This is a genomic window from Rhizobium sp. AP16 (genome assembly GCF_000281735.1).
GTDB classification, from domain to species: domain Bacteria; phylum Pseudomonadota; class Alphaproteobacteria; order Rhizobiales; family Rhizobiaceae; genus Rhizobium; species Rhizobium rhizogenes.
Map to the genome: position 1 here is coordinate 40,470 of NZ_AJVM01000073.1, position 25,989 is coordinate 66,458.

27 protein-coding genes are annotated in these 25,989 nt (G+C 61.2%); 12 read left to right on the forward strand and 15 right to left on the reverse strand.

The window, feature by feature from the left end; all coding sequences use genetic code 11:
• Positions 1-3: 3 nt before the first annotated feature.
• Complete coding sequence (locus tag PMI03_RS24430; RefSeq protein ID WP_007699790.1) at positions 4-2,016, reverse strand: pseudouridine synthase; 2,013 nt, start codon at positions 2,014-2,016, stop codon at positions 4-6.
• A gap of 72 nt (positions 2,017-2,088) precedes the next feature.
• On the opposite strand from PMI03_RS24430, the gene PMI03_RS24435 reads away from it, so the two are divergent.
• Positions 2,089-2,547: a nucleoside deaminase gene (locus PMI03_RS24435; RefSeq protein ID WP_007699793.1), complete on the forward strand. Its 459-nt coding sequence runs from the start codon at positions 2,089-2,091 to the stop codon at positions 2,545-2,547.
• Between the two features lie 41 nt (positions 2,548-2,588).
• On the opposite strand, the gene PMI03_RS24440 is transcribed toward PMI03_RS24435, so the two are convergent.
• From PMI03_RS24440 to chrA, 9 genes are all read right to left on the reverse strand, one after another.
• Positions 2,589-3,221, reverse strand: a complete 633-nt coding sequence (locus tag PMI03_RS24440; RefSeq protein ID WP_007699796.1) for a hypothetical protein — start codon at positions 3,219-3,221, stop codon at positions 2,589-2,591.
• Between the two features lie 133 nt (positions 3,222-3,354).
• On the reverse strand, positions 3,355-6,237 hold the full coding sequence (gene ileS, locus PMI03_RS24445) for an isoleucine--tRNA ligase (RefSeq protein WP_007699799.1): 2,883 nt from the start codon (positions 6,235-6,237) through the stop codon (positions 3,355-3,357).
• 298 nt (positions 6,238-6,535) lie between these two features.
• Complete coding sequence (gene mctP / locus PMI03_RS24450; protein ID WP_007699802.1) at positions 6,536-8,011, reverse strand: monocarboxylate uptake permease MctP; 1,476 nt, start codon at positions 8,009-8,011, stop codon at positions 6,536-6,538.
• On the reverse strand, positions 8,001-8,198 hold the full coding sequence (locus PMI03_RS24455) for a DUF3311 domain-containing protein (RefSeq protein ID WP_007699805.1): 198 nt from the start codon (positions 8,196-8,198) through the stop codon (positions 8,001-8,003). The genes mctP and PMI03_RS24455 overlap by 11 nt, the downstream gene beginning before the upstream one ends.
• 273 nt (positions 8,199-8,471) lie before the next feature.
• Complete coding sequence (locus PMI03_RS24460) at positions 8,472-9,113, reverse strand: response regulator transcription factor (protein ID WP_007699807.1); 642 nt, start codon at positions 9,111-9,113, stop codon at positions 8,472-8,474.
• Positions 9,110-10,486 (reverse strand): cache domain-containing protein, encoded by a 1,377-nt coding sequence (locus tag PMI03_RS24465; RefSeq protein ID WP_007699811.1) that lies wholly within the window; start codon positions 10,484-10,486, stop codon positions 9,110-9,112. The genes PMI03_RS24460 and PMI03_RS24465 overlap by 4 nt, the downstream gene beginning before the upstream one ends.
• Before the next feature lie 211 nt (positions 10,487-10,697).
• A complete protein-coding gene (locus tag PMI03_RS24470) occupies positions 10,698-11,681 on the reverse strand; it encodes a bifunctional riboflavin kinase/FAD synthetase (protein WP_007699815.1) in 984 nt (327 codons plus the stop codon).
• Between the two features lie 15 nt (positions 11,682-11,696).
• Complete coding sequence (locus PMI03_RS24475; RefSeq protein WP_007699819.1) at positions 11,697-12,545, reverse strand: TIGR01459 family HAD-type hydrolase; 849 nt, start codon at positions 12,543-12,545, stop codon at positions 11,697-11,699.
• A gap of 104 nt (positions 12,546-12,649) precedes the next feature.
• Positions 12,650-14,095, reverse strand: coding sequence for a chromate efflux transporter (gene chrA / locus PMI03_RS24480; RefSeq protein WP_007699821.1), 1,446 nt, complete (start codon positions 14,093-14,095; stop codon positions 12,650-12,652).
• Between the two features lie 167 nt (positions 14,096-14,262).
• Between chrA and groES the strand changes: the two genes are divergently transcribed.
• From groES to PMI03_RS24495, 3 genes are all read left to right on the forward strand, one after another.
• Positions 14,263-14,559: a co-chaperone GroES gene (gene groES / locus PMI03_RS24485; protein ID WP_004109735.1), complete on the forward strand. Its 297-nt coding sequence runs from the start codon at positions 14,263-14,265 to the stop codon at positions 14,557-14,559.
• A 75-nt stretch (positions 14,560-14,634) separates the two neighbouring features.
• A complete protein-coding gene (groL, locus tag PMI03_RS24490) occupies positions 14,635-16,275 on the forward strand; it encodes a chaperonin GroEL (protein ID WP_007699824.1) in 1,641 nt (546 codons plus the stop codon).
• A 431-nt stretch (positions 16,276-16,706) separates the two neighbouring features.
• A complete protein-coding gene (locus PMI03_RS24495) occupies positions 16,707-17,210 on the forward strand; it encodes a hypothetical protein (protein ID WP_007699833.1) in 504 nt (167 codons plus the stop codon).
• A gap of 65 nt (positions 17,211-17,275) precedes the next feature.
• On the opposite strand, the gene PMI03_RS24500 is transcribed toward PMI03_RS24495, so the two are convergent.
• Positions 17,276-17,983: a glutathione binding-like protein gene (locus PMI03_RS24500; RefSeq protein ID WP_007699836.1), complete on the reverse strand. Its 708-nt coding sequence runs from the start codon at positions 17,981-17,983 to the stop codon at positions 17,276-17,278.
• 215 nt (positions 17,984-18,198) lie between these two features.
• Between PMI03_RS24500 and PMI03_RS24505 the strand changes: the two genes are divergently transcribed.
• The 3 genes from PMI03_RS24505 to PMI03_RS24515 all read left to right on the forward strand — a co-directional run bounded on the left by PMI03_RS24505 (position 18,199) and on the right by PMI03_RS24515 (position 19,438).
• The gene (locus PMI03_RS24505; RefSeq protein ID WP_007699838.1) at positions 18,199-18,642 is read left to right on the forward strand and encodes a DoxX family protein; all 444 of its coding nucleotides are present in this window, start codon (positions 18,199-18,201) and stop codon (positions 18,640-18,642) included.
• Between the two features lie 144 nt (positions 18,643-18,786).
• A complete protein-coding gene (locus tag PMI03_RS24510; protein ID WP_007699840.1) occupies positions 18,787-19,062 on the forward strand; it encodes an AbrB/MazE/SpoVT family DNA-binding domain-containing protein in 276 nt (91 codons plus the stop codon).
• Positions 19,049-19,438, forward strand: a complete 390-nt coding sequence (locus tag PMI03_RS24515; RefSeq protein WP_007699842.1) for a type II toxin-antitoxin system VapC family toxin — start codon at positions 19,049-19,051, stop codon at positions 19,436-19,438. Before PMI03_RS24510 ends, PMI03_RS24515 begins: the two co-directional genes overlap by 14 nt.
• A 91-nt stretch (positions 19,439-19,529) precedes the next feature.
• On the opposite strand, the gene hisG is transcribed toward PMI03_RS24515, so the two are convergent.
• Genes hisG through hisS form a run of 3 tightly spaced genes read right to left on the reverse strand, consistent with a single transcriptional unit; the run spans position 19,530 to position 22,876 of the window.
• A complete protein-coding gene (hisG, locus tag PMI03_RS24520) occupies positions 19,530-20,243 on the reverse strand; it encodes an ATP phosphoribosyltransferase (RefSeq protein ID WP_007699845.1) in 714 nt (237 codons plus the stop codon).
• Positions 20,243-21,361, reverse strand: coding sequence for an ATP phosphoribosyltransferase regulatory subunit (locus PMI03_RS24525; RefSeq protein WP_007699848.1), 1,119 nt, complete (start codon positions 21,359-21,361; stop codon positions 20,243-20,245). The genes hisG and PMI03_RS24525 overlap by 1 nt, the downstream gene beginning before the upstream one ends.
• Complete coding sequence (gene hisS / locus PMI03_RS24530) at positions 21,362-22,876, reverse strand: histidine--tRNA ligase (protein ID WP_007699851.1); 1,515 nt, start codon at positions 22,874-22,876, stop codon at positions 21,362-21,364.
• Between the two features lie 176 nt (positions 22,877-23,052).
• Between hisS and PMI03_RS24535 the strand changes: the two genes are divergently transcribed.
• The 5 genes from PMI03_RS24535 (at position 23,053) to PMI03_RS24550 (ending at position 25,017) form a co-directional block, all read left to right on the forward strand.
• On the forward strand, positions 23,053-23,280 hold the full coding sequence (locus PMI03_RS24535; RefSeq protein WP_007699854.1) for a DUF6290 family protein: 228 nt from the start codon (positions 23,053-23,055) through the stop codon (positions 23,278-23,280).
• A complete protein-coding gene (locus PMI03_RS31195) occupies positions 23,264-23,533 on the forward strand; it encodes a type II toxin-antitoxin system RelE/ParE family toxin (protein WP_007699858.1) in 270 nt (89 codons plus the stop codon). The genes PMI03_RS24535 and PMI03_RS31195 overlap by 17 nt, the downstream gene beginning before the upstream one ends.
• Before the next feature lie 31 nt (positions 23,534-23,564).
• A complete protein-coding gene (locus tag PMI03_RS24540; protein ID WP_178132482.1) occupies positions 23,565-24,119 on the forward strand; it encodes a 2'-5' RNA ligase family protein in 555 nt (184 codons plus the stop codon).
• A 68-nt stretch (positions 24,120-24,187) separates the two neighbouring features.
• Positions 24,188-24,568 carry a hypothetical protein gene (locus PMI03_RS24545; protein WP_007699863.1) on the forward strand — a complete coding sequence of 127 codons (381 nt, stop codon included), beginning with the start codon at positions 24,188-24,190 and terminating at the stop codon, positions 24,566-24,568.
• Positions 24,569-24,648: 80 nt separating this feature from the next.
• Positions 24,649-25,017 (forward strand): DUF305 domain-containing protein, encoded by a 369-nt coding sequence (locus PMI03_RS24550; RefSeq protein ID WP_007699866.1) that lies wholly within the window; start codon positions 24,649-24,651, stop codon positions 25,015-25,017.
• 51 nt (positions 25,018-25,068) lie between these two features.
• On the opposite strand, the gene PMI03_RS24555 is transcribed toward PMI03_RS24550, so the two are convergent.
• Positions 25,069-25,974 (reverse strand): LysR family transcriptional regulator, encoded by a 906-nt coding sequence (locus PMI03_RS24555; RefSeq protein ID WP_234905323.1) that lies wholly within the window; start codon positions 25,972-25,974, stop codon positions 25,069-25,071.
• Between the last annotated feature and the right edge of the window lie 15 nt (positions 25,975-25,989).

Genomic DNA, 25,989 nt, shown 5'->3' on the forward strand with positions numbered 1-25,989 from the left:
GCGTTAACCCTTTCCGCCCTTGGGGCCGCCCTTGCCGGGGCCGCCACGGCTCGGACCACTCCGGCCAGCACCACCGGACGGACGTCCAGCGCCACCGGGCTTGCCCGAGAAGCCGCGTGCACCGCCGGGCTTTCCAGCCGGTTTGCCGCCACCAAAGGACTTGCCGCCGCCCGGCTTCTTGCCGAAAGACTTGCCGGCCGGCCGATCACCCTGCGGGCGGTCTCCACGCGGCGGCCGATCACCGAATGGGCGATCGCCGCGAGGACGTTCCGAGCGCTGCTCGCCATCGAAAGACCGGGCGCGTGGACGCTCGTCACCCTCGGCGCGCGGCCGACGGTCGCCAGTGGGACGATCGCTGAACGCACGATCGCCACGGGGCTTGTCGCCATAAGGGCGGTCACCGCGCGGCTTATCACCGAAGGGGCGATCGCCACGAGGACGTTCCGAGCGTGCTTCGCCCTGGAATGATTTCGCACGGGGGCGATCACTACCCTCTGGCCGCGAGCCGCGTTCGCCGCGCGAACGATCGCCAAATGCCTTATCTCCACGAGGTTTATCACCATAGGGGCGATCACCACGGGGCTTGTCGCCGAAAGGACGGTCGCCGCGCGGCGGGCGATCGCCACGGGGACGGTCGGAGCGCTTGCGGTCGAAACCGTCGTCATCGCCACGCCCCGTGCGCGGTGCTTCTTCGCTCGAGCGGATCCATTCCCCATCCGCCTCGGCAACGCGGTTGACGCGAACGCGCGGGCCTTCGCCCGGACGGTCGTAGCCGCTACGCTGTGGGCGCTCGGGCTCACCGCGCTTGGCGGCAGTCCTGGTATTCTTGGCCGCTTTCGCGGCAGCCTTCTCGCCGAGCGGACGGGCGCCGGGCGCCATCCAGACATTGGCGTTGCGGCGCGCGCCGAGCGGTGGCCGCTTCGGACGGTCGTCTTCCTTATGGCCGCCTTCGCGGCGTCCTTCGTCACGACGATCGTCGCGCTTGGTGTCGAGACGACCCAAGGCGCGTTCGCGCTTATCCTCGGGGCGCTCGCGGTCGCGCCTCGGGCGTTCCTCTTTCGCGGCACGCTCCGGCTTGGCCTCAGCTTCATCCTCGCCGGCGGGCGCCGAGGCGTTGTAGAGCGGCGCATCGAAATTCGCCTTGGCGTCTTCGACCAGACGGGGGCCGAGCTGATCGCGCAGCGTGCGGCCGCGCACTTCCAGCACCCGGCCTTCCGGCAAATCACCGAGCTGGAACGGGCCGTAGGAAATGCGGATCAGCCGGTTGACCTCGAGGCCGAGCGCGCCGAGCACGTTCTTGATTTCGCGGTTCTTGCCTTCGCGCAGACCCATGGTGATCCAGACGTTGGAGCCCTGCGTGCGGTCGAGCGTTGCTTCGATCGAGCCATAGAGCACGCCGTCAACGGCGATGCCTTCCTTCAACTTGTCGAGCGCGTCCTGATCGATCTCGCCGTGGGCGCGCACGCGATAGCGGCGCAGCCAGCCGGTGGTCGGCAGTTCCAGAACGCGGGCAAGGCCGCCGTCATTGGTGAGCAGCAGCAGGCCTTCGGTGTTGATGTCGAGACGGCCGATCGACATGACGCGCGGCAATTCTTCCGGCAGATTGTCGAAGACGGTCGGGCGTCCCTCGGGATCGGCATTGGTGGTCACCAGGCCGGCCGGCTTGTGGTAGAGCCACAGGCGCGTGCGCTCGATACCGCGGATCGGCATGCCATCCACTTCGATCTTGTCGGCGAGCGTCACGTTGACGACCGGGCTGTCCAGCAGTACGCCGTTCAGCCGCACACGGCCGTCCATGATCATGCGCTCGATGTCGCGGCGGGACGCCACGCCGGCGCGCGCCATCACCTTGGAAATGCGCTCGGCCTTTCCATCGCCGCCTTCGGTCTCAGCCGCCGCCTTGGCAGGCGCTGCCTTCAGCGGCTTGGCGTCGTCGCGTTTCATCGCCGGCTTCGTCTTGGTGTCGCGGGTAAAGGGTTTTGGCCCAGGCCGCTTGGGCTTGTCATTCATTGTCATTTGTTGTTTGCCTGAATTTTTAAGGCGTGTTCCTATCAGGTCACGCCCCTGCGGTTAAGTGGAAAATCTTAAATGGCGAATACAAATCACTTCATGAAGCTGGCGCTCGCCGAAGCACGCAGCGCCGGAGCGCGTGGTGAAGTGCCGATCGGTGCCGTCCTCGTGCTCGACAATGCCGTCATCGCCAAGGCTGGCAACCGCACCCGCGAGCTCAACGACGTCACCGCTCATGCCGAAATCGCCGCGATCCGCATCGCCTGCGAGGCGCTCGGCCAGGAGCGCCTGACGGGCGCCGATCTCTATGTGACGCTGGAGCCTTGTACCATGTGCGCGGCGGCCATCTCATTTGCCCGCATCCGCCGCCTCTACTACGGCGCGGAAGATCCGAAGGGTGGCGGAGTGGACAATGGCGTGCGCTTCTATCGCCAGCCGACCTGCCATCACGCGCCGGAGGTCTATTCGGGTATTGCCGAACGAGATGCGGCCGACATTCTCAGGGAATTCTTCCAACTGAAACGGCAGGAAGACTAAAAAAGCGGCGGTTCAGGCCGCCGCTTCATGCTCGGAAAGACTTATTGGAACGGCTTCCACCAGCTGCTGCTGTTGGACTGCTGCGCTGCCTCGGCGTCCTTCTTGCGCTGCTTTTCCTTCTTGCTTTCGGGCGTGCCGACATCGCTCAGCGCGGCCGGGTCGGAGACCTGGCGATACTGCTGCGGCGGATCGATCAGATAGCGGCGCTGATCGTAGGTGCCGGCCTGATCCTGACGCGCGGCACGATAGGCTGCCGTCTGCTCTACTTCCGTCTTGCGGTTGCGGCCGCTGTCGGCCTGAGCGAGCGGAGAGCGATAATTGACGTCATTCTTGTTCTGGTCGGCCTCTTCAGCCAGACGCTTGCGCGCGTCTTCCGGCGATTCGAGCCAAGCCGGGTTATCCTTGCTCGCCAGCGTCTGCTGCGGCGCGGTCAGCGCTTCCCTCTGGTTTGCAGCGGGCAGAACCAGACCGGGGCGGTTCGGGTAGGTCACGCCCTTGTCCTTCGGCGTGGCGGCCGAAACGGAGGCGATGTCGCCGAGGTCGTCGAGAAGCTGCACGCCGGCAGTCTTGTCCGTGCCGTAGCTCGGGCTGCTCAAGCAGCCGGACATCAAACCGCAGCCAACCACGAGTGCCGCCAAGCTGACGCCAACACGAACCCTATGCATCGCTCTCATGAAAACCCTTCCCAGCCATGCCGGTACATCTATAGCAGACCCCAATTCATGCCAACTGCCGCAAAAATCGGGCCATTTTCAGGCAGCTTTTACCGGATGAACGCCTCGAAGGCAATTCACCCGGCAATTTTCTTCAGTTGACGGCCGCGAGTTCACGCAGGGCCGCGGCATCGCGTGCCGAGACGTCGGGATATTCCGAATCGGACCCGACATCGGTGGTGATGCGCCAGGAACGGGCACATTTGCGACCTTCGGCCAATGCCGGCACGACGCTTACCTTGGCGGCATCATCCAGACGGAAGGCATCAGTAGGCCCTTCGCCACCATTGACGGTGATGCCGGAGGTGATGCAGATCTCGGCCAGATCCTGCCCTTCCAGCGCCTTCAGAAGCTCCTGATCGGCGACGTAGACAACAGGAGCAGCTTCCAGCGAGGAGCCGATACGCTTGTCCTTGCGCTCGATTTCCAGAGCACCGGTGACGACGCTGCGCACGGCGCGGATCTTCTTCCACTTCTCGGCCAGCGCCTCGTTCTTCCATTCGGCGGGAACGGCGGGGAACTGCTCGAGATGCACCGAGACCGCCGACAGATTGCGCGACAGCCAGGCCTCTTCCGTCGTGAACGGCAGCATCGGCGCAAGCCAGGTCACCATGCAATCGAAGATCGTGCGGATGACGGCAAGGGCCGCGCGGCGGCGCAGGCTCGACGGAGCATCGCAATAAAGCGCGTCCTTGCGGACATCGAAATAGAAGGCCGAAAGCTCGACATTCGAGAAATCGATGAGGGCGCGGGCGATGCGTTTGAAGTCGAAGGCGTCGTAGCTTTCGCGCACGAGCTCATCGAGCTCGGCCAGACGGTGCAGCATCAGCTGCTCCAGCTCCGGCATATCGGCGTAAGCGATCACCTCGCCCTTGTCGTGCGCCAGCGTGCCGAGCATCCAGCGGATGGTGTTGCGCAGCTTGCGATAGGCGTCGACATTGGTCTGGATGATGGCCTTGCCGACGCGCAGGTCTTCCGCGTAGTCCGAGGTCATGACCCAGAGGCGCAGGATATCGGCGCCGGCATCCTTCATCACCTCCTGGGGCGACGTGACGTTGCCCTTGGACTTCGACATCTTCTCGCCCTTCTCATCCATGGTGAAACCATGGGTGAGGACGGCATCGTAAGGTGCGCGACCGCGCGTCGCCGCACTTTCGAGCAGCGACGAGTGGAACCAGCCGCGATGCTGGTCGGAGCCTTCGAGATAAAGATCGGCCGGCCATTTCAGGTCCGGGCGGTCTTCCAGCGTGAAGGTATGGGTCGAGCCCGAGTCGAACCAGACGTCGAGGATATCCATGACCTGCGTCCACGGCTCGTTGGCCTTTTCGCCAAGGAAGCGCTCGCGCGCGCCTTCGGCAAACCAGGCGTCAGCCCCTTCCGCGTCGAAAGCTTCGAGGATGCGGGCGTTGACGGCATCGTCCTGCAGGATCTCGCCGTCATCGTCGACGAAGATCGCGATCGGCACGCCCCAGGCGCGCTGGCGCGAGAGCACCCAATCCGGGCGCTGCTCGATCATGGCGCGCAGGCGGTTCTGGCCAGTGGCGGGCACGAAGCGGGTATCGTCGATCGCCTTGAGCGCGCGCGAGCGCAGCGTCGTGCCGTCGGCAAGGTCCTTGTCCATATAGACGAACCATTGCGGCGTGTTGCGGAAGATGACCGGCTTCTTCGAGCGCCAGGAATGCGGATAGGAATGCTTCATGCGTCCGCGGGCGAAGAGCGTGTTCGTCTCGATCAGGGCCTTGATGACCAGATCGTTGGCATTGCCCTTCTTGCCGTTGTCGTCCATGACGCGGCCGCCGTCGAAGCCGGGGGCATCGGCGGTGTAGAAGCCGGCGTCATCGACCGGGAACGGGATACGTGGCGAGATTCCCCGGGCTTCCAGCGCGCGGGCATGGGCCATCCAGACGTCAAAGTCCTCGCGGCCGTGGCTCGGTGCGGTGTGCACGAAGCCGGTGCCGGCATCGTCGGTGACGTGATCGCCGTCGAGCAAGGGAACCTTAAAGTCGTAGCCGAGCGAGGCCAGCGGATGGGCGCAGATGATCGCACCGAAGTCCTCGGCGGTCACGTCGCCCAGACGCTTGTATTGCAGCTTTGCCTTGGTGAAGGCTTCCTCGGCGAGCTTGTCGGCGAAGACCAGCTTTTCGCCCGGACGCGGACCGAAATCATTGGCGGCTTCCGTCACTTCGTAGAGGCCATAAGAGACCCGCGACGAATAGGCGATCGCCCGGTTGCCGGGGATCGTCCAGGGGGTCGTGGTCCAGATGACGACGAAGGCGTCGGCAAGTGCTGCCGGACCTTCGACGACCGGGAACTTCACCCAGATCATGTCGCTCTCGACATCGGCATATTCGACTTCGGCTTCGGCCAGCGCCGTGCGCTCGACCACCGACCACATGACCGGCTTCGAACCACGATAGAGCTGACCGGTCTTGGCGATCTTCAGCAATTCACCGGCGATGCGGGATTCGGCGTGGAAGTTCATCGTCAGGTACGGATTGTCGAAATCGCCGACGATGCCGAGACGCTTGAACTCCTCGGACTGGATCTTGATCCAGCCGGCGGCGAAGTCACGGCATTCCTGGCGGAATTCGTTGACCGGAACCTCGTCCTTGTTCTTGCCCTTCTCGCGGTACTTTTCCTCGATCTTCCACTCGATCGGCAGGCCATGGCAATCCCAGCCCGGAACGTAGTTGCTGTCATAGCCGCGCATCTGGAACGAGCGGGTGATGACGTCCTTGAGAATCTTGTTCAGCGCGTGGCCGATGTGGATGTTACCGTTGGCATAGGGCGGGCCGTCATGCAGCACGAACTTCTCACGGCCGGCAGCCGACGCACGCAGCGCCTTGTAGAGATCCATCTCCTGCCAGCGCTTGACCAGCTGCGGCTCCTTCTGCGGCAGGCCCGCACGCATCGGGAAATCGGTCTCGGGCAAGTAGAGGGTCTTCGAATAGTCGAGTTTTTCAGCGGTATCGGTCATGGTTCAGACAATTGCCTCGGCGTCTCGGGCATATCGCGCCAAGAAGGCGCAGCCATAGGGGGATTTTTTCGGCGGCGGTAGCGCCTCGGGAACGGGCGCCAAGAACCCGGACCTTCCGGCAGCTTAAAGCGCGCGGAAGGCCGGGCCAATAATTCGTATCGATAGGCTCAGCCGAAATTGGGTCATAATGGGCGGTTCATAAGCGCTTTTTGAGCGGAAAGGAAGAGGAATCCACCGCCACAAGGCACAGAAAAGCCGCGGGCGTTTCCGCCCGCGGCCGATTGAGGAGCCGGTCCGATCAGGCGCGTGCGGTCGCCCGCGCCGGCATGACCGCATTGAGGATCACCGACACGACGATATTGGCGGCCAGCGCCAGCAGTCCCGTGTAGACGGTGAAGCTCGTATCTCCGAGGGAGACCATGTGCAGCGGCTTCCAGCCGGCATCCCAGACGAGATAGGTGCCGCCGAAGAAGCCGACGACCCAGCCGGCAAGCAGAGCCGGCGCGCGGAACCACTTGGTATAGAGGCCGAAGACCAGGGCCGGTAGCGTCTGCAGGATCCAGATGCCGCCGAGCAATTGCAGATCGAGCGCGAACTGCGTCGGCAGAAAGATGATGACGAGAAGCGCGCCGACCTTGACGACGAGCGAGGTCATTTTGGCGACCTTTGCCTCGCCGGCATCGGAAACCTGCGGATTGATGTAAGCCTTCCAGAAGTTGCGGGTGAAGAGATTGGCGGCGCCAATGCTCATCACGGCTGCCGGCACCAATGCACCAATCGCGATGGCGGCGAAGGCGAAACCGGCAAACCAGCTGGAGAACAGCGACTGGAACAGCGCTGGCACGACATCGTTGGGGCTATCCAACTTCAGGTTCGCCGCGTGGCCCATATAGCCGAGCAGGGCCAGCAGGCCGAGCAGCAGCGTGTAGGCCGGCAGCATCACCGCGTTCTTGCGGATGGTGTTGCCGCTGTTGGAGGCGAAAATGCCGGTCAGCGTATGCGGATACATGAAGGCCGCCAGTGCCGAGCCGAGCGCCAGCGTCGCATAGGCGACATACTGGTTGCCACCAAGCACCAGGCTGCCGGCCCCCTTGGCCTGGAAAGCGGCATCGGCGGAGGCGAAGACGTTGGCGTAGCCGCCAAGCTTTGCCGGGATGAGCGCAATGGCCGCGATCACCACGATGTAGATCATGATGTCCTTGACGAAGGCGATCAGCGCCGGGGCGCGAAGGCCGGCCGAATAGGTGTAAAGCGCCAGGATGATGAAGGCGACGGCGAGCGGGAATTCGCCATGAAGCCCCAGAGCCTTGAACACCGCCGTCATACCGACGAGCTGCAGGGCGATATAGGGCATGGTGGCGATGACGCCGGTCGCGGCAACCGCCAGCTCGAGCGCCCGCGAACCATATTGGCCATGCACGACATCGCCCGCCGTGACGTAGCCATGATCCTTCGCCCGCCTCCAGAGAAGCGGCATCACCATGAAGACGAAGGGATAGACGACGATCGTATAGGGCAGCGCGAAGAAGCCATAGGCACCGACCGTGTAAACCAGGGCCGGAACTGCAATGACGGTATAGGCGGTATAAAAATCACCGCCGACGAGGAACCAGGTGATCCAGGTGCCGAAGTTGCGGCCGCCAAGGCCCCATTCGTCGATATGGGCAAGGGTCTTCGGCCTGCGCCAACGCGCGGCAACAAAGCCCATGACGGTTACCAGCACCATGAAGAAGATGAAGACGGCAAGTGCCGTCGGGTCGATATTAGTCATCATGGCGCATGCTCCGGTAGGCGATCCAGGTCAGGAAAGCGGTGATGGGCACCCAGGCAAGCTGGTACCAATAGAAGAAGGGGAAACCGAAGAGAACCGGATCATGACTGTTATAGAAGGGGACCCAGAGCAGGCCGATATAGGGAATGACGAGCAGCCAGCAGGCCGCCGTCCCAAAGCGTTTATCCATTTCCGATACCTCCCAAGCGGTGCGCAGGCGCCGCCTCGTTGCAGTTGTCAGAGTGGAAGGCGGTGCGTCGGGCCGTGATCGCAGTATGGAATACTGGCGCGCCGAAGCCAATGCGCTTCTGGCTATGCGGAAACGGACTGACGGATGTAAATTCCTCCCGGCGGCGGCCATCGGCCAGCCGCTGGTGAAGTCCTAGGGCGAGCCTGCCGCTTGGACAAGATAGTCTCACATGCGAAGTACCGAGGCCTACCCATTAGTGGGTAGAGACGACCACTAGACCACTCTCGTCGCGATCCCGTGGTCAAGGGCGTAGCGGATCAGCCCGGCTGTCGTTGCAATGCCGAGCTTCCTCTTCAAGTTCTTGCGATGCGTTTCGGCCGTCGCAGGCGTGATCCCGAGCTCTTCGGCAATCTCGCGATTGCTTCTGCCTGTGACGATCAAACCCAGAATGTGATGCTCACGTGGCGTAAGAGGGCTGGCTTCCATTCCTGCCTCGTCCGCCATCAATATGTCGCGAACACCCGACGAAAAATAAGTTCCGCCACTCGCCACGGTCTCAATCGCGCAGACGACTTCGTCCGTCGACACGTCCTTGAGAATATATCCGACTGCACCGTGCATGATCGACGAGGAGATGTATTCGCGGCTATCGTGCATGGACAGCATCACGATCCGCGTATCCGGAAGCTCGCGACGAAACAGTTCGATGGCATCAATACCGCTGAGCTTCGGCATGTTGATATCCATCAAAGTCACTTGTGGGCGCCTCTGTCGCGCTATCTCCAAGCCGATTTGCGCAAGGCTTGCCGTACCAACCACCTCGATATGGTCAAAGGTCTCGAGCACAGCTTTCAGTCCATCGAGCACTACGGGATGATTGTCGATCAGGAGAACGCTGATCCTGTCTATTGTCATGCGGCATCCACCCTTGTGCCCGGCGCAGCATTGGCCGATTTTGGCAACATCGCCGTCAGTGTCGTGCCGTCAGCCGTGCTTTGAACGAGAAGGAGACCATGGAAATGCGCCATGCGTTCCTGCATGTTCCTCAGCCCAAGCCCTCCCTTGCCTTCTCCCGCAGCCTCAAAGCCCGTGCCATTGTCCGAAATCCTCAAGCGTGCACGCCCCCGCTCACTCCAAAGTTTGATCGCGAGAAGCGTCGCGCCGGAATGACGTTCGACATTGTTCAAAGCCTCCTGTGCGACACGATAGAGTGCGGTGCTGGCTTCAGGCTTTACCATGCTGGAGAAGCCTACGGATTCGATCTCCGTTGCAATCCCGGTCCGCTCAGCGAAATTGTCCGCGAGTGCGGTCAGTGCCGCTGTCAAACCGAGATCATCGAGCACGCGGGGGCGAAGATCATGCGAAAGCCGCCTGATGTCCTTGATAGCGCTATTGAGGGCATCCACCCCCTTCTCGATCGTCGTGGCGGCATCATCAACCTGGTTTCTGACCTTGCGGCTGGCGAGATCCATGACGTAGCGCACTCCAAGGAGATTCTGCGACACACCGTCGTGCAATTCGCGGGCAAGACGTGCGCGCTCCTCCTCCTGGGTATCGATCACTCTTTGCGTCAGCTCCTTGAGCCGACTATCGGCCATCCGCCGCTCGCGGAACGTCAGCAGCATGCAGGTCGTGAAAACGACCAGAACGGCAGGAACGGCAATCAGTATGACGACGATGAAGGTTCTTTTTATGTTTGCCCGCATGCCGGCATTGGCCGCCGCAGTCTGAGTGAAAATATCGTCCAGATAGACGCCGGTTCCGACAACCCAGTGCCATTTATCAAGGCTGACCACAAATGACAGTTTATCGGCAATATGGCCGCTGGAAGGCTTCTCCCATTTGTACTGGTGCAGGCCGCCGCCGCCTTTGGCCGTCTTGATAAGTTCGGCGATGACCTTGTCACCGTCCGGATCGGTCAAATCGAGCCAATTGCGCCCGTTGCGAAAACCCTCGCGCGGGTGGACGACATTGTTTCCGTCATAGTCGTAGACGAAAAAATATCCGTCCGCACCGTAGTCAAGTGACGTCAGGATCGCCGCAACCTTGTCCTTCGCCGCCTGGTCGTCCGGCTTTGCGTCCCGATAGATCACCTGGATGGCCGACACAGCGAGGTTTGTAAGGTTGACTATTTCCGCCTCTTTCGCCTTCAGCATGTTTTGTTCGAACGTCTCGATATTGCTCCTAGTGAGGTTGGCCGATTGCCAGGTAATGAAGGCGGTAATAGCCAGAATAGAAAAAACGAGAGGTACGAGCGCAAGCGCGATGATCTGATGGCGCAGTGTCAACGATTGTCCCTCCCAAGAACCGGCCACGAACCATGACCCGTGTCGGACACGAATTCAACAGCCCGTCAGCGGCGCTGCATGCACGCCCGAATTCGAGCGTAGAGCCAAGCCGCACGGGCAATGACAAAGGGCGGAAAACGATGACGGTTGACTCAAGGCAAAAAGCGGCGGCTTCGCGGTAAACTTTACCCACCCAACCCTTTGCGCAACCTCAGGAAAAGGCGATGGCCCGGTCGATGTCGCCGAGCGGACGGACGCCGGCGAGCAGCGCCCTCGCCTCTTCTTCGTCCTTCCTGATCTGCGCCACCAGCGGATCGAGGCCGTCGAACTTCAGTTCGGGGCGGAGATAGCCGAAGAAGGAAACGGAACAGATCTGGCCGTAGAGATCGCCGCTGAAGTCGAAGACGAAGGTTTCGAGCAGCGGTGCGCCGTTGTCGGTTACCGTCGGACGCCGGCCATAGCTGGCGACAGCATCGCGGATGATGCCATCGGCGGCACGGAAGCGCACGGCGTAGATGCCGGGTTTCAGCTCCACTTCGGGCGGCAGCCGCATGTTTGCAGTCGGGAAGCCGAGCGTGCGGCCAAGCTGTTCGCCGCCGATCACTTCGGCCTCGACCGTATAGCGATAACCAAGCAGGCCGGCGGCCTCGGCCACCTCCCCTTCGGTGAGCAATGTCCGGATGCGGCTCGATGAGACCACGTCGGCATTTTCATCGCGGAAGGCGTCGATCAGCGTCACGCCGAAACCATGCTTGCTGCCGGCGTTCATCAGGAAGGCCGGGCCGCCCTGACGATCATGGCCGAAATGGAAATCGAAGCCGGTAACGACTTCCGACGCATGCAACCAGTCGATTAGGATCGAATGGACGAACTCATCGGCGGAACGCTGCGAAAAGGCCCGATCGAAGGGATATTCGATGACGGCGTTAAAACCCATCGCTTCGAGGAGGCGTGCCTTCAGCGGCGCGGGCGTCACGCGGAAAACCGGATGGTCGGGCTTGAAGACGGTGCGCGGATGCGGCTCGAAGGTCAGGACCAGCGCCGGCACGCCGCGCTCCCGGGCAATCTCCAGCGCGCGATCGAGCACGGATTGATGGCCGCGATGCACGCCGTCGAAATTGCCGATGGCGATGACGCCGCCCTTCAGAGTGTCGGGCAGCGGCTCGCGGGTTTCGTTGCGATGGAAAACGGTCATCGGCTACCACTCTCCTCAGACAAGGCGCGGCATCCACCACTTCGGCGACGCCTGTTCGCGCGCCAGGAAGGCGCCAAGCGCTGCCTCGTCGGTGTGACCGTCGACGACATATTCGCGGGCATGGATGCCATGGCTGATATAAAGAAGATCGAGACCATAATCGAGCGCGCCGCGCACGTCGGTCGGCATGCCATCGCCGATAGCAACGACGCGCGACAGCGGGAACTCGCCACGCACTTCGCGGGCGGCTGCGATCGAAGCATCGTAGATCGGCTGATGCGGCTTGCCGGCAATCCGCGTCTCGCCGCCAAGGCGGTCGTAGTAAGCAGCCATGGCGCCGGCGCAAGGGATCATGCGGTGGCCGCGCTCAACCACGAGATCGGGATTGGCGCAGATCAACGGCACCTTGCGGGCGGCCCAGGCCGTCAGCATGTCGGTGTAGTCGTCGGGCGTTTCAGTTTCGTCGTCGAAGAAGCCGGTGCAGACGATGGCCTCGGCCTCCTCCGCTTCGACGCGCACCACGTCCAGCCCCTCGAGAATGCCGATATCGCGCTCAGGCCCGAGCAGGAAGACCTTCTTCGGTCCCTCAGCGATTAGCCGGCGGGTGACGTCGCCGGAGGTAACGATGCGGTCATAGGCGCTGTCGGAAATGCCGATCTGGCGCAACTGCTCGACCACTTTGGGTGCCACGCGGGGCGAATTGGTAATGAGGACGACGGTCAGGCCTTTGCCGCGTGCCGCCTCGAGCGCGGCAGGCGCGTCCGGATAGGCGGAGACGCCATTGTGCAGCACACCCCAGACATCGCAGAGCGCGACATCATAATGTCCGCCGATCTCGCGAAAGCTTTCGATACGCTTGCCCATGCAGTCCTCGCACTCAAAGAAATCAAGGGCTGACATCGCAAACCGGCCGGCAAATTACAAGAGCGCAGCGCAGGTTTTTGCATTGCACAAGCGCCGCATGCGCTTCAACCGGCAAGGCGGAGCAGACAGCCGGCCAGAGCGGAGACGCCGAGCACGGTCGCCACGCCTGCCTTCTGGCGGAAGACCAGCACGACGGCGAGCGTGAAAAGCAGCAGCGCCGAGACATCAAGCGTCGCCCAGGCCGGCCAGGCGATGCCGGCAATCGGGACATTGACGTAGTCGCCGCCCTGAACCCCGACGCGGCGGCTCCAAAGGACCAGCCGGCCGACATCGGCAAAGAGCACATGCAGGCCGAACCAGAGCGACAGATTGGCCATGACGCCGACGATCGCCGCCGTGATGGCGGCAAGGGCGGCCGACAGACCGGCGTGACCGCGCAGCCGCTCGATATAGGGCGCGCCGGCAAAGATGAAGAGGAAGCTCGGCGCAAACGTCGCCCAGGCCGCGAGACTGGCGCCGAGGAAGCCTGCCGTCAGCGGATCAAAGCCGAAGGGATTACGGAAGCCGGCCATGAAGCCGACGAAACAGAGAACCAGCACCAGAGGCCCCGGCGTCGTCTCCGCCAGCGCCAGCCCGTCCAGCATCTCGCCCGGCTTCAGCCAGGCATAGTGCTGCACGGCCGTCTGCGCCACATAGGCCAGCACCGCATAGGCGCCGCCGAAGGTAACGACCGCCATGCGGGAGAAAAAGGAGAAGATCGCGCCGAAGACATTGGTTTCGCCGCTCAAGGTTTCGGCAACGATATCCTTCGGCCCGTCCAAACCGTGGATCAGCAATAGCGGCGCCTGCCAGATCGCCAGCCAGCAAAAAAGGGTGAGAAGGGTTTTCCGCATGCGGACACTTCGCAGAAGGCTTTTGCCGGTGCCCGCAAGCGAAAACCGAGGCAATCGCGGTCGCCATTGATCGTCGCGGTAGGCGCGGTGGAGCACCCGGCCGTAGCCCGCAAGACCGGCCAGAAGCACCACAAGCGGAAACGGCAGGTCGAAGACGAACAGCAGCACGAAGCTGGCGATGGCGACACCGACGTGAAACCGCATCTTCAGCGCCCGGCTGCTCAGCCGCATCAGTGCCTGCAGCACGATTGCCAACACGCCGGCCTTGATGCCGAAGAAGACGATCGCCAGCAGGTTGGTGTCGTGAAACAGCGCATAGAAGGCCGACAGCGCCAGGATGACGGCAAAGCCCGGCAGGATGAACAGGAGCCCCGCAACCAAGCCACCGCGCCAACCATGCAGCAGCCAGCCAATATAGGTGGCAAGCTGCTGTGCCTCCGGTCCCGGCAGCAGCATGCAGTAGCTCAGCGCATGCAGGAAGCGCTCCTCATCGATCCAGCGCTTCTCGTCGACCAGAACGCGATGCATCAGCGCGATCTGCCCGGCGGGGCCGCCGAAGCTCAGAATACCGATACGCGCCCAGACGCGTATAGCCTCAGAAAAGACCGGTTTAGGCGCTATGTCGCCCGTCGTCGAAACTCCGGCCGTGCCAGTCAACGCTCTCTGCCTTCGCTTTTTGCTGAAAAATTCGTCACGAGCGTCCTTGACTCGTTTGGAGCCCAACCCTAAATCTCCGTCGCTAGCACTCGCCGAGGCTGAGTGCTAGCAAGCCCCATACGGATCCCCCGCTGATCCGTGAAGTCATTTGATCGAGGGATTAGACAATGGCAAGCACCAATTTCCGCCCCCTTCATGACCGTGTCGTCGTTCGTCGCGTCGAGTCTGAAGAAAAGACCAAGGGTGGCATCATCATTCCGGACACCGCCAAGGAAAAGCCGCAGGAAGGCGAAATCGTCGCCGTCGGCTCTGGCGCCCGCGATGAATCCGGCAAGGTCGTAGCACTCGACGTCAAGGTTGGCGATCGCGTTCTGTTCGGCAAGTGGTCCGGCACCGAAGTCAAGCTCAACGGCGAAGACCTTCTGATCATGAAGGAAGCCGACATCATGGGCATCATCGGCTAATCTAGCCGGTTCCCCTTTTCCGATACAGCTGACGGGCCATAAACCCGGACAACGCGAATTCAGGAGTTTCAAACAATGGCAGCTAAAGAAGTAAAATTCGGCCGCAGCGCCCGCGAAAAGATGCTTCGTGGCGTCGACATCCTCGCTGACGCAGTGAAGGTCACGCTCGGCCCGAAGGGTCGTAACGTCGTTATCGACAAGTCCTTCGGCGCTCCGCGCATCACCAAGGACGGCGTCACCGTCGCCAAGGAAATCGAACTCGAAGACAAGTTCGAAAACATGGGCGCCCAGATGGTCCGCGAAGTTGCTTCGAAGACCAACGACATCGCCGGCGACGGCACCACGACCGCAACTGTTCTCGCCCAGGCCATCGTTCGCGAAGGCGCCAAGGCAGTTGCAGCCGGCATGAACCCGATGGACCTGAAGCGCGGCATCGATCTCGCCGTTGCTGAAGTCGTCAAGGATCTCCAGGCCAAGGCCAAGAAGATCAACACTTCGGAAGAAGTCGCACAGGTCGGCACCATCTCCGCAAACGGCGAAAAGCAGATCGGTCTCGATATTGCTGAAGCCATGCAGAAGGTCGGCAACGAAGGCGTCATCACGGTTGAAGAAGCCAAGACCGCCGAAACCGAACTCGAAGTCGTCGAAGGCATGCAGTTCGACCGCGGCTATCTCAGCCCCTACTTCGTGACCAATCCGGAAAAGATGATCGCCGACCTCGAAGACGCGTTCATCCTGCTCCACGAGAAGAAGCTCTCGAACCTGCAGGCCATGCTTCCGGTTCTGGAAGCCGTCGTTCAGACCGGCAAGCCGCTCCTCATCATCGCTGAAGACGTCGAAGGCGAAGCTCTTGCTACGCTCGTCGTCAACAAGCTGCGCGGTGGTCTGAAGATCGCTGCCGTCAAGGCTCCGGGCTTCGGCGACCGCCGCAAGGCCATGCTGGAAGACATCGCCATCCTGACGGGCGGCACTGTCATCTCCGAAGACCTCGGCATCAAGCTTGAGTCGGTTACGCTCGACATGCTCGGCCGCGCGAAGAAGGTTTCGATCTCCAAGGAAAACACCACGATCGTCGACGGTGCTGGCCAGAAGTCCGACATCGAAGGCCGCGTTGCCCAGATCAAGGCTCAGATCGAAGAAACCACCTCTGACTACGACCGCGAAAAGCTGCAGGAACGTCTTGCCAAGCTCGCTGGCGGCGTTGCCGTTATCCGCGTTGGCGGCTCGACGGAAATCGAAGTCAAGGAAAAGAAGGACCGCATCGACGACGCTCTGAACGCGACGCGCGCTGCTGTTCAGGAAGGCATCGTACCGGGCGGCGGCACGGCTCTGCTGCGCTCCTCCGTTAAGATCACCGTCAAGGGTGAAAACGACGACCAGGAAGCCGGCGTCAACATCGTTCGTCGCGCTCTGCAGGCTCCTTGCCGCCAGATCGCTGAAAACGCTGGTGATGAAGCCTCCATCGTTGTCGGCAAGATCCTCGACAAGAACGAAGACAACTGGGGCTACAACGCTCAGACGGGCGTCTACGGCGACATGATCGCCATGGGCATCGTCGACCCGGTCAAGGTCGTTCGCACGGCTCTGCAGGACGCAGCTTCGGTTGCTTCGCTGCTGATCACCACCGAAGCCATGATTGCCGAGCTGCCGAAGAAGGACGCTCCTGGCGGCATGCCAGGCGGCATGGGCGGCATGGGTGGAATGGACATGATGTAATAAGGCCTTAGCCTTATTACGACTGTTCAATCCGGCATCCGGAATTGACGAAGGGCGGCTCTCGGGCCGCCCTTTTTATTTGAGTCAAAGCGGTTACGATACTTGCAACATAAGATTTCATACCTGTGGGAATTTACAGAGTTTGCCCCATTGCTGTTTTCGGAAAAGCTCCTATAAATCGCAGCGCAGCGATTTGAGTGGGGATTGCTGATAAAAGTATGATTTCTACTTGATTTCAGCGCATGATGCGCAATTGGGTATGATCATAACCTTTTTGATAGATAATACGCCTAGATTTATTACTTAAGTTAACTTGGTGAACTAAGTTGGCGGTCCGAAAGTACGCCTACAGCGGATGGATTTGGCGCGGAGGTGGCTTCGCCAGCCCGTAGCTGTGGCAATATGCGGAGCGCCGCTCCGCCCAATAGTGCATGGAATTTCGATTGAAGCGCGCGCAGGGGAACCCGCGCCTCAAGTTGGGGAACATCTTGTTCAAGATCGCCAAAGCCAGCCTTGCCGCACCTTTTGCTCCGGGATCTCTGGAGTTCGACGGTCACGATCCCGATCTTCTGGCGCAGTTCTGCGTCACCGAAGGCTGGACCGGCGATCTGGCGAGCGGCATCATCAAGCTCGGCCAGTGGAGCACCATGCTGCATGGGCTGACCTCATCGGAATGCGGCCTGTTGAGCCTGATGCATTGCTACGACGCCAATGACCGCGCCCGTATCCTCGACCTGTTCGAGCAGGCGGCGACCACCTCCTCCAGCTTCTGCTATTCCACCATGGTGCTTGGCAGCTCCGGGCATCGCCAGCCGATCTTCTGCGTCGGCGAGTCGATCGGTACGGAAGGGAAACACGCCGGCAGCATGGTGGGCGTCTTCCTGTTCCCGCGCTTCAAGCTGGAGCCGGGCAGCCAGCTGGCGGCTCGGCAGTAGAGGCCTGGACGCAAAAGGCCGATCCTTTCGGACCGGCCTTCGATCTCACGCAGATAAGTTCAACATCAATCCCGCTTCGGAATATTCAGCCCGCGCTGGCTTGCCGGGCGGGCAGTCGAGCGCTCGACCCAATCCATGACAGATGGGAAACTGGCGAGCTCAAGAACCTCGCGGCCGCCGTAGAAGACGTCGACGCCGCGAACCCAGGGGAAGGTGGTGATGTCGGCGATGGTGTATTCGTCGCCCATGATCCACTGACGACCCTTCAGGCGGTCTTCCAGGACGCTGAGCAGACGCTTGGCCTCATCGCGGTAGCGTTCCACCGGATAGGAATTGTTGGCGACCTTGTCGGCGGCGAATTTGAAGAAGTGACCGAATTGGCCAAACATTGGGCCGATGCCACCCATCTGGAAGAACACCCATTGCAGCACTTCGTAGCGCCCGGCAGCATCCTTGGGGATGAGCTTGCCGGTCTTTTCGGCGAGATAGACGAGGATGGCGCCGGATTCGAACAGGCCGATCGGCTTGCCGCCGGGACCATTGGGATCAATGATCGCCGGAATGCGACCGTTCGGGTTCAGCGAAATAAACTCCGGCGATTTCTGGTCGTTGGTGCCGAAGGAAATCAGATGCGGCTCGTAGGGGAGTTCGAGTTCCTCGAGCGCGATCGAAACCTTGACGCCGTTCGGCGTCGGCAGAGAGTAGAGCTGGATGATGTCAGGATTGCTGGCAGGCCAGCGCTTTGTGATCGGAAATGAGGAGAGATCGGCCATAAGGGGTTTCCTTCCGAAAATTATGATTTGGCAGTGAATTCGCGCCACCATAACCGATAGCGCGTGGATGGGAAGAGTGATCGAAGAGTGTCACTGTTCAACAATAGTGAACTAATCGTGCGCAGTTGTTTATCTTTCCAACCACAGCGAAATCGCGAATAGATGGTTCCAGAAATCGTCACTCACAGTGCCGACCACCCTTACCGGAGACCGTCATGTCCAACACCAATAATGTCATCATCCTCGTGGCGCGCATCCTGCTCGCCTTCATGTTCATCTTCGCCGGCTTCGGCAAGCTGACCGATCCGGCCGGCACCGCCGGCATGATCGCTGGCGCCGGCATGCCCGCCGCCACGCTTCTCACCTATCTCGCCGGCGCCTTCGAATTCATCACCGGCGTCTGCGTTCTCCTCGGCTTCCAGATCCGCATCGTCGGCTGGCTGCTTGCCGCCTTCTGCATCTTCACCGGCATCGTCTTCCACCTGCCGACCGTCAACGTTCCGGATTTCCCGGCCGCCGCCAATGGCTGGATCAACGGACTGAACTTCGTCAACTTCCTGAAGAACGTCACGCTCGCCGGCGCCTACATCATGCTCGCCACCAACGGCCCGGGCGTCTATTCGCTCGACGCACGCCGCGGCACCTACGCTACCGCCTGATCGCCAGATACCTCCCAGACCAAAAGAGCCCGCCGTTTCAACGGCGGGCTTTTTCGTGACTGTATCGATGAAACGAGGTTCGGCCTTGAAGCGTGATACAATCGAGACTATCTTACTTTTGTCTTACACCAAGGATTCAGGTCGATGGCGCACGCCGAACAGATCATCACGACCGTCTCGACCAAGGGACAAGTCATCTTGCCGAAAGCCATACGCCAACGGCACGAATGGGATGCCGGTACGCGGCTGATCGTCGAAGAAACTGCGGACGGCGTGCTGTTGAAGCTGGCACCCGCCTTCGCCGCGACTCGGCCGGATGAGGTATTTGGACTGCTGCCCTTCAAGGGCGAGCCGAAATCCCTCGAAGACATGGAGGCCGGCGTGCTGGCCGAAGCCCAACGCCGCCATGATCGCTATTGATACCAATCTGATCGTTCGCTACCTGACCGGCGATCATCCCGAACAATCCCCGAGTGCCCGGGGGATCGTTGACGGCCAGGCCATCTTCGTGGCCGCTACCGTCGTGCTCGAAGTTGAATGGGTACTGCGCAGCACATACGGCTATCGCCCGACCGACGTCGCTCGCGCACTGAGAGCCTTCGGCGGCCTTCCCACCGTGACGGTGGAGGACGCCGCCCTTGTCGCGGCAGCGCTCGAACTGGCCGAAAAAGGGATGGATTTCGCCGACGCGCTGCATCTCGGCCGATCAGCACATTGCGAGGGCTTCGTTACCTTCGACCGGAAATTGGTGAAGGTGGCCAAAGCGGTCGGCTATGAGAGCGTCAGGGAGGCGTGACGAATGCCAGGATGGCTCGCTATACGTCAGCCAGCGAGCTTATCGAAGCATAGGAAGCGCAATCGGAAGCAGACAAGCAAGGTGCTATTCGTCAGGTATCGCTGCTCTTCGGTCCCGCATTTTGCACCGCAGCGATAATGCGCTGAACCATGGGATCGCCCTCGTGGTTCTCCTTGCGCGCACGCACAAGGCAGGCCTCGGAGCGCAGGATGATGCCGTCGGAGAGGATCTTCAGGTGGTTTGCCTTCAGCGTCGAGCCGGTGGAGGTGATATCGACGATGATATCGGCCGAGCCGGAAGCCGGCGCACCTTCGGTTGCCCCCAGGCTCTCGACGATGCGATAGAGTTGGATGCCATGCTGGCTGGAGAAGAACTGCTGCGTCAGCCGCCAGTATTTGGTGGCAACCGTCAGCCTGCGACCATGGCGGGTGCGGAAATCGGCGGCGACGTCGCCAAGATCGGCCATGGTATCGACATCGAGCCAGATATCCGGCACGGCGACCACGACATCGGCGTGGCCGAACCCGAGGCGAGCGCAGAATTCGACGCGACGGTCGGCATCCGCGAGGCCTTCGCGCACCAGATCCTCGCCGGTAACGCCGAAATCGACACTGCCATTGCCGATCTCGCGCGAGATTTCCGAGGCAGACAGGAAGGCTACCTCGACATCATCCCAGCCTTCGATGCGGCCACGATAGGAGCGGTCATTGCCGACGGCGACGATGGGCATGCCGGCGCGTTCGAAGATCGCGGAGCAATCGTCCTTCATCCGACCCTTGGAGGGAAGCGCAATGGTGATGGTCATCAGGCCGCCCTCGCGGTTTCGATCCGGTCGAGCCAGAGCGCGAAGCCGACGGCCGGAATATGGTCTTTTGCGCCGAGCAGTGTCAGCAGCCGATCAAAACGACCGCCGCCGACGAGTACCGCCGCCGATCCCTCCACCGTCACCTCGAAAACGAGACCGGTATAATAGTCGAGCGGACGGCCGAAGGCGGCGCGATAGTCGATAGAGCCGGCGTCGACGCCGGCATTGGCAAGGGCAGCGACGCGGGCGTCGAAACGCTCAAGCGCAGTCCCGAGCTTCAGCCCGGCGGCATCGGCAAATCCGGCCAGCGCCGAGGAAGCGTCGGCGAGCGGTACGCTCAGCGACAGGAACTCTTCCAGGACGCGGAAGGCCTCGTCGTCGAGACGGGTTTCCGACAGGACCAGCTTTTCGCGCAGACGGCGGGCGATTTCCAGCGGCGAGCGGCTGGCATTGGTGGAATAGCCGGTTGCCTGCATGGTGCTGTCGATGTGCATGACCAGCCCCTGCTCGTCGCCGCGCGTCAGGAAATCGAGCGCATGCGGATCGAGGCCGGTGACCGGCTGCGGGCTTGCGAGGCGCGCCAACAGGGTTTCAAGCTGCGTCATATTTCCGAAGGCATGGATCAACCGCTTCTGCCAGCCGGACGGCAGGCCAAGCGCCTGCACGACAGCCTCGAATACGGCTTGATCGCCTAGCGTAACCGCCAGCGCCTTGCCGGGCACCAACCGGTTGAGAATGGCGATGGCATCGCCGATAGCGCGGGCATCGGCGCTGGCGATATCGCGATCGCCGAGATCCTCGATGCCGGCCTGATAGAACTCATGGCCGCCTTCGCGACGCTGGCGAAAGATCTCGCCGAGATAGGAATAGCGCTTCGGCGTGCCGGTGGCGGTCTCTATATGCTGCAGGCAGACGGGAATGGTGAATTCTGGACGCAGGCAGAGGCTGGCGCCGGTCTCGCTCTCGGTCAGGAAGATGCGGCGGCGCAGATCCTCGCCCGCCATGTCGAGAAACGGCTCGGCCGGCTGGATGATCGGCGTGTCAACCCGATCCGTCCTGCGGGCGGCAAATTCGGCAATGAGATCACCGGCGAAATCGGGAAGATCGATCAGGGGCATTTATTCCGCCCTCTTGCGATCTTCCGCCTGCGCCGCCAAAATCGCCTGCACCTTGGCGACCAGATCGGCCTCAGGCACAGTCTCCTGCGCAACGCGGGCTTCGCGCCAGCTGGCATTGTCCTCGATCTCGCCGGAGAGACGCTTGCCTTCGATCAGGTCCTTGAGCTGCACGACGCCCTCGGCACGCTCGTCGCCACCCTGGATAATGGCAATCGGGCAGCCGCGGCGGTCGGCATATTTCAGCTGGTTGCCGAACTTCTTCCAGTTGCCCTGGAACATCTCGGCGCGAATGCCGGCGGCGCGCAGCTGCTGCGTAAAGCGCTGGTAACGGCCCATGGCCTCGACATCGCCGTCCATGACGGTGACGAGTACCGGCGCGATCACCTCGTCCTGGCCGAGTTTGCCAAGGTTCTTCAAGGCTGTCATCAGGCGCGACACGCCGATAGCGAAGCCAGTTGCCGGAACCGGCTGCCCCATGAAGCGCGACACCAGCCCATCATAACGCCCACCGCCGGCGACGGAGCCGAAGACGACCTTCTCGCCCTTTTCATTGGTGACGTCGAAGGTGAGTTCGGCCTCGTAGACGGGGCCGGTATAATATTCGAGGCCGCGCACGACGGAGGGATCGATCTTGATGCGGTCGGACTGATAGCCGGCGCTGGTGACGAGGCTGCCGATGAAGTTCAACTCCTCGACGCCTTCGCCGCCTTTGGACGTGCCGGCGACCAGCTCGGCGAGCTGTGCGGCACTTTCGGCATAATCCTTGATGCCGACGAAAAAGAGCACCTTGTCGATTTGCTCGGCATTGAGCCCGGCACCCTTGGTGAAATCGCCGGACTCATCCTTACGGCCGGGACCGAGCAGCAGCGCGACTCCTTCCGGGCCGAACTTGTCGAGCTTGTCGATGGCGCGCAGCACGTTCAGGCGCTGACCGGCCTTGTCGTCGCCTCCGAGGCCGATCGCTTCGAGAACGCCGTCGAGGACCTTGCGGTTATTGACGCGGATGAGATAGTCGCCACGCTTGATACCCAGAGCCTCCAGCGTGTCGGCCATCATCATGCACATTTCGGCATCGGCCTGTACGCCGGGCGCGCCGATCGTATCGGCGTCGAACTGCATGAACTGGCGGAAACGGCCCGGACCCGGCTTCTCGTTGCGGAAGACGTAGCCGGCGCGATAGGTGCGATAGGGAAGCTGGATCTCGTTGAAATTCTCCGCGACATGACGGGCAAGCGGCGCCGTCAGGTCGTAACGAAGCGACATCCACTGCTCGTCATCATCCTGCAGCGAGAACACGCCCTCGTTCGGACGGTCGCTGTCGGGCAGGAATTTGCCAAGCGCATCGGTATATTCAAGCAGCGGTGTTTCCATCGGATCGAAGCCATAATGCTCGTAAACTGCCCGGATCTTAGCAGTCATCTCGTTGACGGCGCGAATATCGCTCGCCGAACGATCGACAAAGCCACGCGGCAGGCGGGCCTTGAGCTTTTGCGGTTTCTTCTGTTTGTCGCTCATCTGTAGGGTAATCCGGTACGGGAACAGTGGCGGTTAACTAGCGGATTGGGCGGGATGCGGCAAGGATTGTTGTATGTTGTCAGTGGTCAAATCGGACAAAACTGACGGTGACAAACCGATGCGAACTCCCTATATTTGGGATACACGCATCCCAACCCTTTCCGAGAGCCGCTTCAATGAGCAAGCAAACAGCCATCCGCCTGCCGGATGAGACCTATGAGCGCCTGCAGGCTCTGGCCGAACGCACTGGCCGCACAGCGACCTATTATATCCGTCAGGCCATCGAAGCACATCTGGACGATCTGGAAGATGTGTATCTGGCTGAGCGGGCCATGGAGCGGATCAAGAACGGCGAAGACGAGATCATAAGCTCCGAGGAATTCTGGCGTGGCTTGGACAATTGAGTATGCCCGATCGGCCCGCAAATTTGTTGAAAAACTCGACCCAAAGACTCGCAGCAGAATAAGAACGTTCCTGGAAGAGCGCCTTTCAAGCCTGCATGACCCACGCCAAGTCGGTGATGCCTTGCAGGGTGCACGACTGGGAAACTATTGGCGCTATCGGGTTGGTGACTATCGGATCATCTGCGACCTGCAGGATAGCCGGCTAGTCGTACTGGTCGTCGAAATCGGGAACCGTCGCGACGTCTATCGTTGAGCAGCAGCCTCTACGGCGTGTTCAGCGTGTTATGGTGAAGATCAAGGATAGAAAAGCCGTGGCCTACGCAATCAGCCTGAAATGCACGAACGATACGGCGACCCCCGTCCTCGATCTCTGGCGCGAAGCCAGTCGCTTTGAAACCGCCCCGTCGATGCAGGCTTTGAATTACCCACCGCATCTGACGCTTGCCATCTACGGAGATATCGCACCGGAACAGCCCCTTGAGGTCGTGCGAAAAGTCTTTCGCGACACTCCGTCAATCTCGGTGGAGTTTTCAGGCATCCACCATTTCCCAAATGAGACGCTGGTGCTTTGGGCACGGCCGGTCGATGACAGCGTCTTGCGCCGCATGCACCAGGCTATTCATCGGGAGATCGACCCGATGCTGTGTCATGAGCATTATCGTCCCAGCCATTGGCGGTCGCACTGCACGATCGCCATGAACATTCCGAAGGAGGCAGCTGCGGCGGCGCTGAGATGGGCGGCTGAAACACCGGCAAGATTTGCCGTGACGTTCGACATTGCCGATTACATCGGATTTCCCCCTGTCGAAATCCTGGAAGAGGTCAAATTACTGCCTTGATACCGCGCCAGGATCGGTTCAGTGCAATTTGCACTTGCCTTTCACAGGCATGCACTTAGGGTTTGCCCATGCGCCTCTTCGCCACTCTGACAATGCTGATTGCCTGGCTGATCTACGGCGCCATGCCGGCGTTGGCGGCCTGTCCGATTTGCGATTCCGAGATGACGATGTCGGTAACCGCCAGCATGAGCATGGATGACACTATGGCCGGCATGCATGGCATGGCCGATCATAGCGCGATGACCAAGCAAGCGGACAAGAAGCCGGACAATCCCTGCGCCGGCGGCATGGCGCATGTGCCATCCTGTGCGGCCTGTCTTGCCGTTGCGCCTTCACTGACGCTGGATGACGGCCGCGTGCTGGCATTCACCTATCCGGCACCCACGCATGGCCAACGGCTTGCCGATTCCCGTCCCGCGCCGACGGCACCGCCTCCCCGCTTCGCCTGATACGCATCTGACTTCATCCCACTTGCGAAGCGACCCTTCGCCAGAAATTCAGATACCGTTCCGAAACGGAAGGAACTCACATGTCTATTTCCAAATCCATCATCCTCGCCGGCGCTCTTGCGCTTGCGTTCTCGCTCCCCACCCTCGCCGAAGACATGAAAAGCATGGATATGAGCAAGCCGATGGGCGACCAGGGCGCATCCAGCAAAGCGTTCAACGATGCCATGGGTAAAATGCACAGCAACATGATGCTCACCTATAGCGGCGATGCTGACACGGATTTCGTCCGTGGCATGATCCCGCATCATCAGGGCGCCATCGACATGGCCAAGATCGAGCTCAAATATGGCAAGGATCCGGAACTGCGCAAACTGGCGGAAAACGTCATCAAGGCGCAGGAAGCCGAAATCAAGGGCATGAACGCCTGGCTGAAGAAGCACGGCAAATAAGCCGGATTGCAACAGATCGAGGGGCGGCATTTCCGTCGCCTCTCGTCGCGCCTAGATTTCTTCGGGTTTCGAGCGGTGAAACACCCGATCCAACCACCCGGCAACCGCCCTGATCCTGATAGCGTTGCGAAGCTCGGCATGCGTCAGCAGCCATACTTCCCGCACGGGCAAGCTCCTATCATCGGTGTCGACGCGATAAAGCCCCTCGACACGTTCGGCCAGAATTTTGGGCAACAGCGCCCGGCCCAATCCGGCGACGGCGGCCTGAAGCAGGGCTTCCGCATCATTCACGGCGAGAGCGGCGGCACCCGATTTTTCTGCCTGTTCGGCGATCCAGCGGACATGCGGCAAATGCGTCATCCCCTCCTCATAAACCAGCCAGGGAAGTCTTTCCGCATCATCCTGTTTCCCGGCCGCGACGTAGATTGCGTAGTCAAGGCTCGCGATCCGCCGCGCCACGACTTTGCTGTTGGTGATATCGGAGGGACGGGCAAGACGGATCGCCATATCCGCCTCACGGCGGGTCAGATTGAAATTGCGGGCATCGCCGATGAGTTCGAGCTGCAACCCGGAATGCTGTGACAGAAGCTCGGCCGTAGCCGGGATCAACAGGCGGCTAATGAAGGAAGGCGGCGCCGTCAGGCGTACCTTGCCGAGCGCTGTGATATCCGCCGCCTCCAGCGCCCCTGAAAGCGCCATGACCTCCGCCTCGACCGCCTCAGCCCGCGCCACGACAATGTCGCCCGCCGGCGTCGGTGTCATTACGCCACCCGCGTCGCGCTGAAAAAGCGCCGCACCGAACTTTTCCTCCAATATCCGCAAGCGGCGGCCGACCGTCGTTGCGTCCGTCTTGATCTCCCGGCTCGCCGCCGCAAAGGAGCCGCCCCGCGCCAGAGCGAGAACATAACGCAGATCGTTCCAGTCGATATCGTGCACTTTTGCAGCTTTCTTCAGCAAATTTACTGCATGTAA

What these genes read in the sequence shown, in the direction of transcription:
- PMI03_RS24430 (WP_007699790.1), bottom strand. Translation starts at nt 2,016, where the DNA reads ATGACAATGAATGACAAGCCCAAGCGGCCTGGGCCAAAACCCTTTACC.
- PMI03_RS24515 (WP_007699842.1), top strand. Translation starts at nt 19,049, where the DNA reads ATGATCGCTATTGATACCAATCTGATCGTTCGCTACCTGACCGGCGAT.
- mctP (WP_007699802.1), bottom strand. Translation starts at nt 8,011, where the DNA reads ATGATGACTAATATCGACCCGACGGCACTTGCCGTCTTCATCTTCTTC.
- PMI03_RS24510 (WP_007699840.1), top strand. Translation starts at nt 18,787, where the DNA reads ATGGCGCACGCCGAACAGATCATCACGACCGTCTCGACCAAGGGACAA.
- PMI03_RS24545 (WP_007699863.1), top strand. Translation starts at nt 24,188, where the DNA reads ATGCGCCTCTTCGCCACTCTGACAATGCTGATTGCCTGGCTGATCTAC.
- PMI03_RS24440 (WP_007699796.1), bottom strand. Translation starts at nt 3,221, where the DNA reads ATGAGAGCGATGCATAGGGTTCGTGTTGGCGTCAGCTTGGCGGCACTC.
- PMI03_RS24535 (WP_007699854.1), top strand. Translation starts at nt 23,053, where the DNA reads ATGAGCAAGCAAACAGCCATCCGCCTGCCGGATGAGACCTATGAGCGC.
- PMI03_RS24470 (WP_007699815.1), bottom strand. Translation starts at nt 11,681, where the DNA reads ATGACCGTTTTCCATCGCAACGAAACCCGCGAGCCGCTGCCCGACACT.
- groES (WP_004109735.1), top strand. Translation starts at nt 14,263, where the DNA reads ATGGCAAGCACCAATTTCCGCCCCCTTCATGACCGTGTCGTCGTTCGT.
- PMI03_RS24525 (WP_007699848.1), bottom strand. Translation starts at nt 21,361, where the DNA reads ATGCCCCTGATCGATCTTCCCGATTTCGCCGGTGATCTCATTGCCGAA.
- PMI03_RS24550 (WP_007699866.1), top strand. Translation starts at nt 24,649, where the DNA reads ATGTCTATTTCCAAATCCATCATCCTCGCCGGCGCTCTTGCGCTTGCG.
- hisS (WP_007699851.1), bottom strand. Translation starts at nt 22,876, where the DNA reads ATGAGCGACAAACAGAAGAAACCGCAAAAGCTCAAGGCCCGCCTGCCG.
- ileS (WP_007699799.1), bottom strand. Translation starts at nt 6,237, where the DNA reads ATGACCGATACCGCTGAAAAACTCGACTATTCGAAGACCCTCTACTTG.
- PMI03_RS24495 (WP_007699833.1), top strand. Translation starts at nt 16,707, where the DNA reads ATGGAATTTCGATTGAAGCGCGCGCAGGGGAACCCGCGCCTCAAGTTG.
- PMI03_RS24475 (WP_007699819.1), bottom strand. Translation starts at nt 12,545, where the DNA reads ATGGGCAAGCGTATCGAAAGCTTTCGCGAGATCGGCGGACATTATGAT.
- PMI03_RS24505 (WP_007699838.1), top strand. Translation starts at nt 18,199, where the DNA reads ATGTCCAACACCAATAATGTCATCATCCTCGTGGCGCGCATCCTGCTC.
- hisG (WP_007699845.1), bottom strand. Translation starts at nt 20,243, where the DNA reads ATGACCATCACCATTGCGCTTCCCTCCAAGGGTCGGATGAAGGACGAT.
- PMI03_RS24540 (WP_178132482.1), top strand. Translation starts at nt 23,565, where the DNA reads ATGGTGAAGATCAAGGATAGAAAAGCCGTGGCCTACGCAATCAGCCTG.
- PMI03_RS24455 (WP_007699805.1), bottom strand. Translation starts at nt 8,198, where the DNA reads ATGGATAAACGCTTTGGGACGGCGGCCTGCTGGCTGCTCGTCATTCCC.
- groL (WP_007699824.1), top strand. Translation starts at nt 14,635, where the DNA reads ATGGCAGCTAAAGAAGTAAAATTCGGCCGCAGCGCCCGCGAAAAGATG.
- PMI03_RS24435 (WP_007699793.1), top strand. Translation starts at nt 2,089, where the DNA reads ATGGCGAATACAAATCACTTCATGAAGCTGGCGCTCGCCGAAGCACGC.
- PMI03_RS24460 (WP_007699807.1), bottom strand. Translation starts at nt 9,113, where the DNA reads ATGACAATAGACAGGATCAGCGTTCTCCTGATCGACAATCATCCCGTA.
- PMI03_RS24500 (WP_007699836.1), bottom strand. Translation starts at nt 17,983, where the DNA reads ATGGCCGATCTCTCCTCATTTCCGATCACAAAGCGCTGGCCTGCCAGC.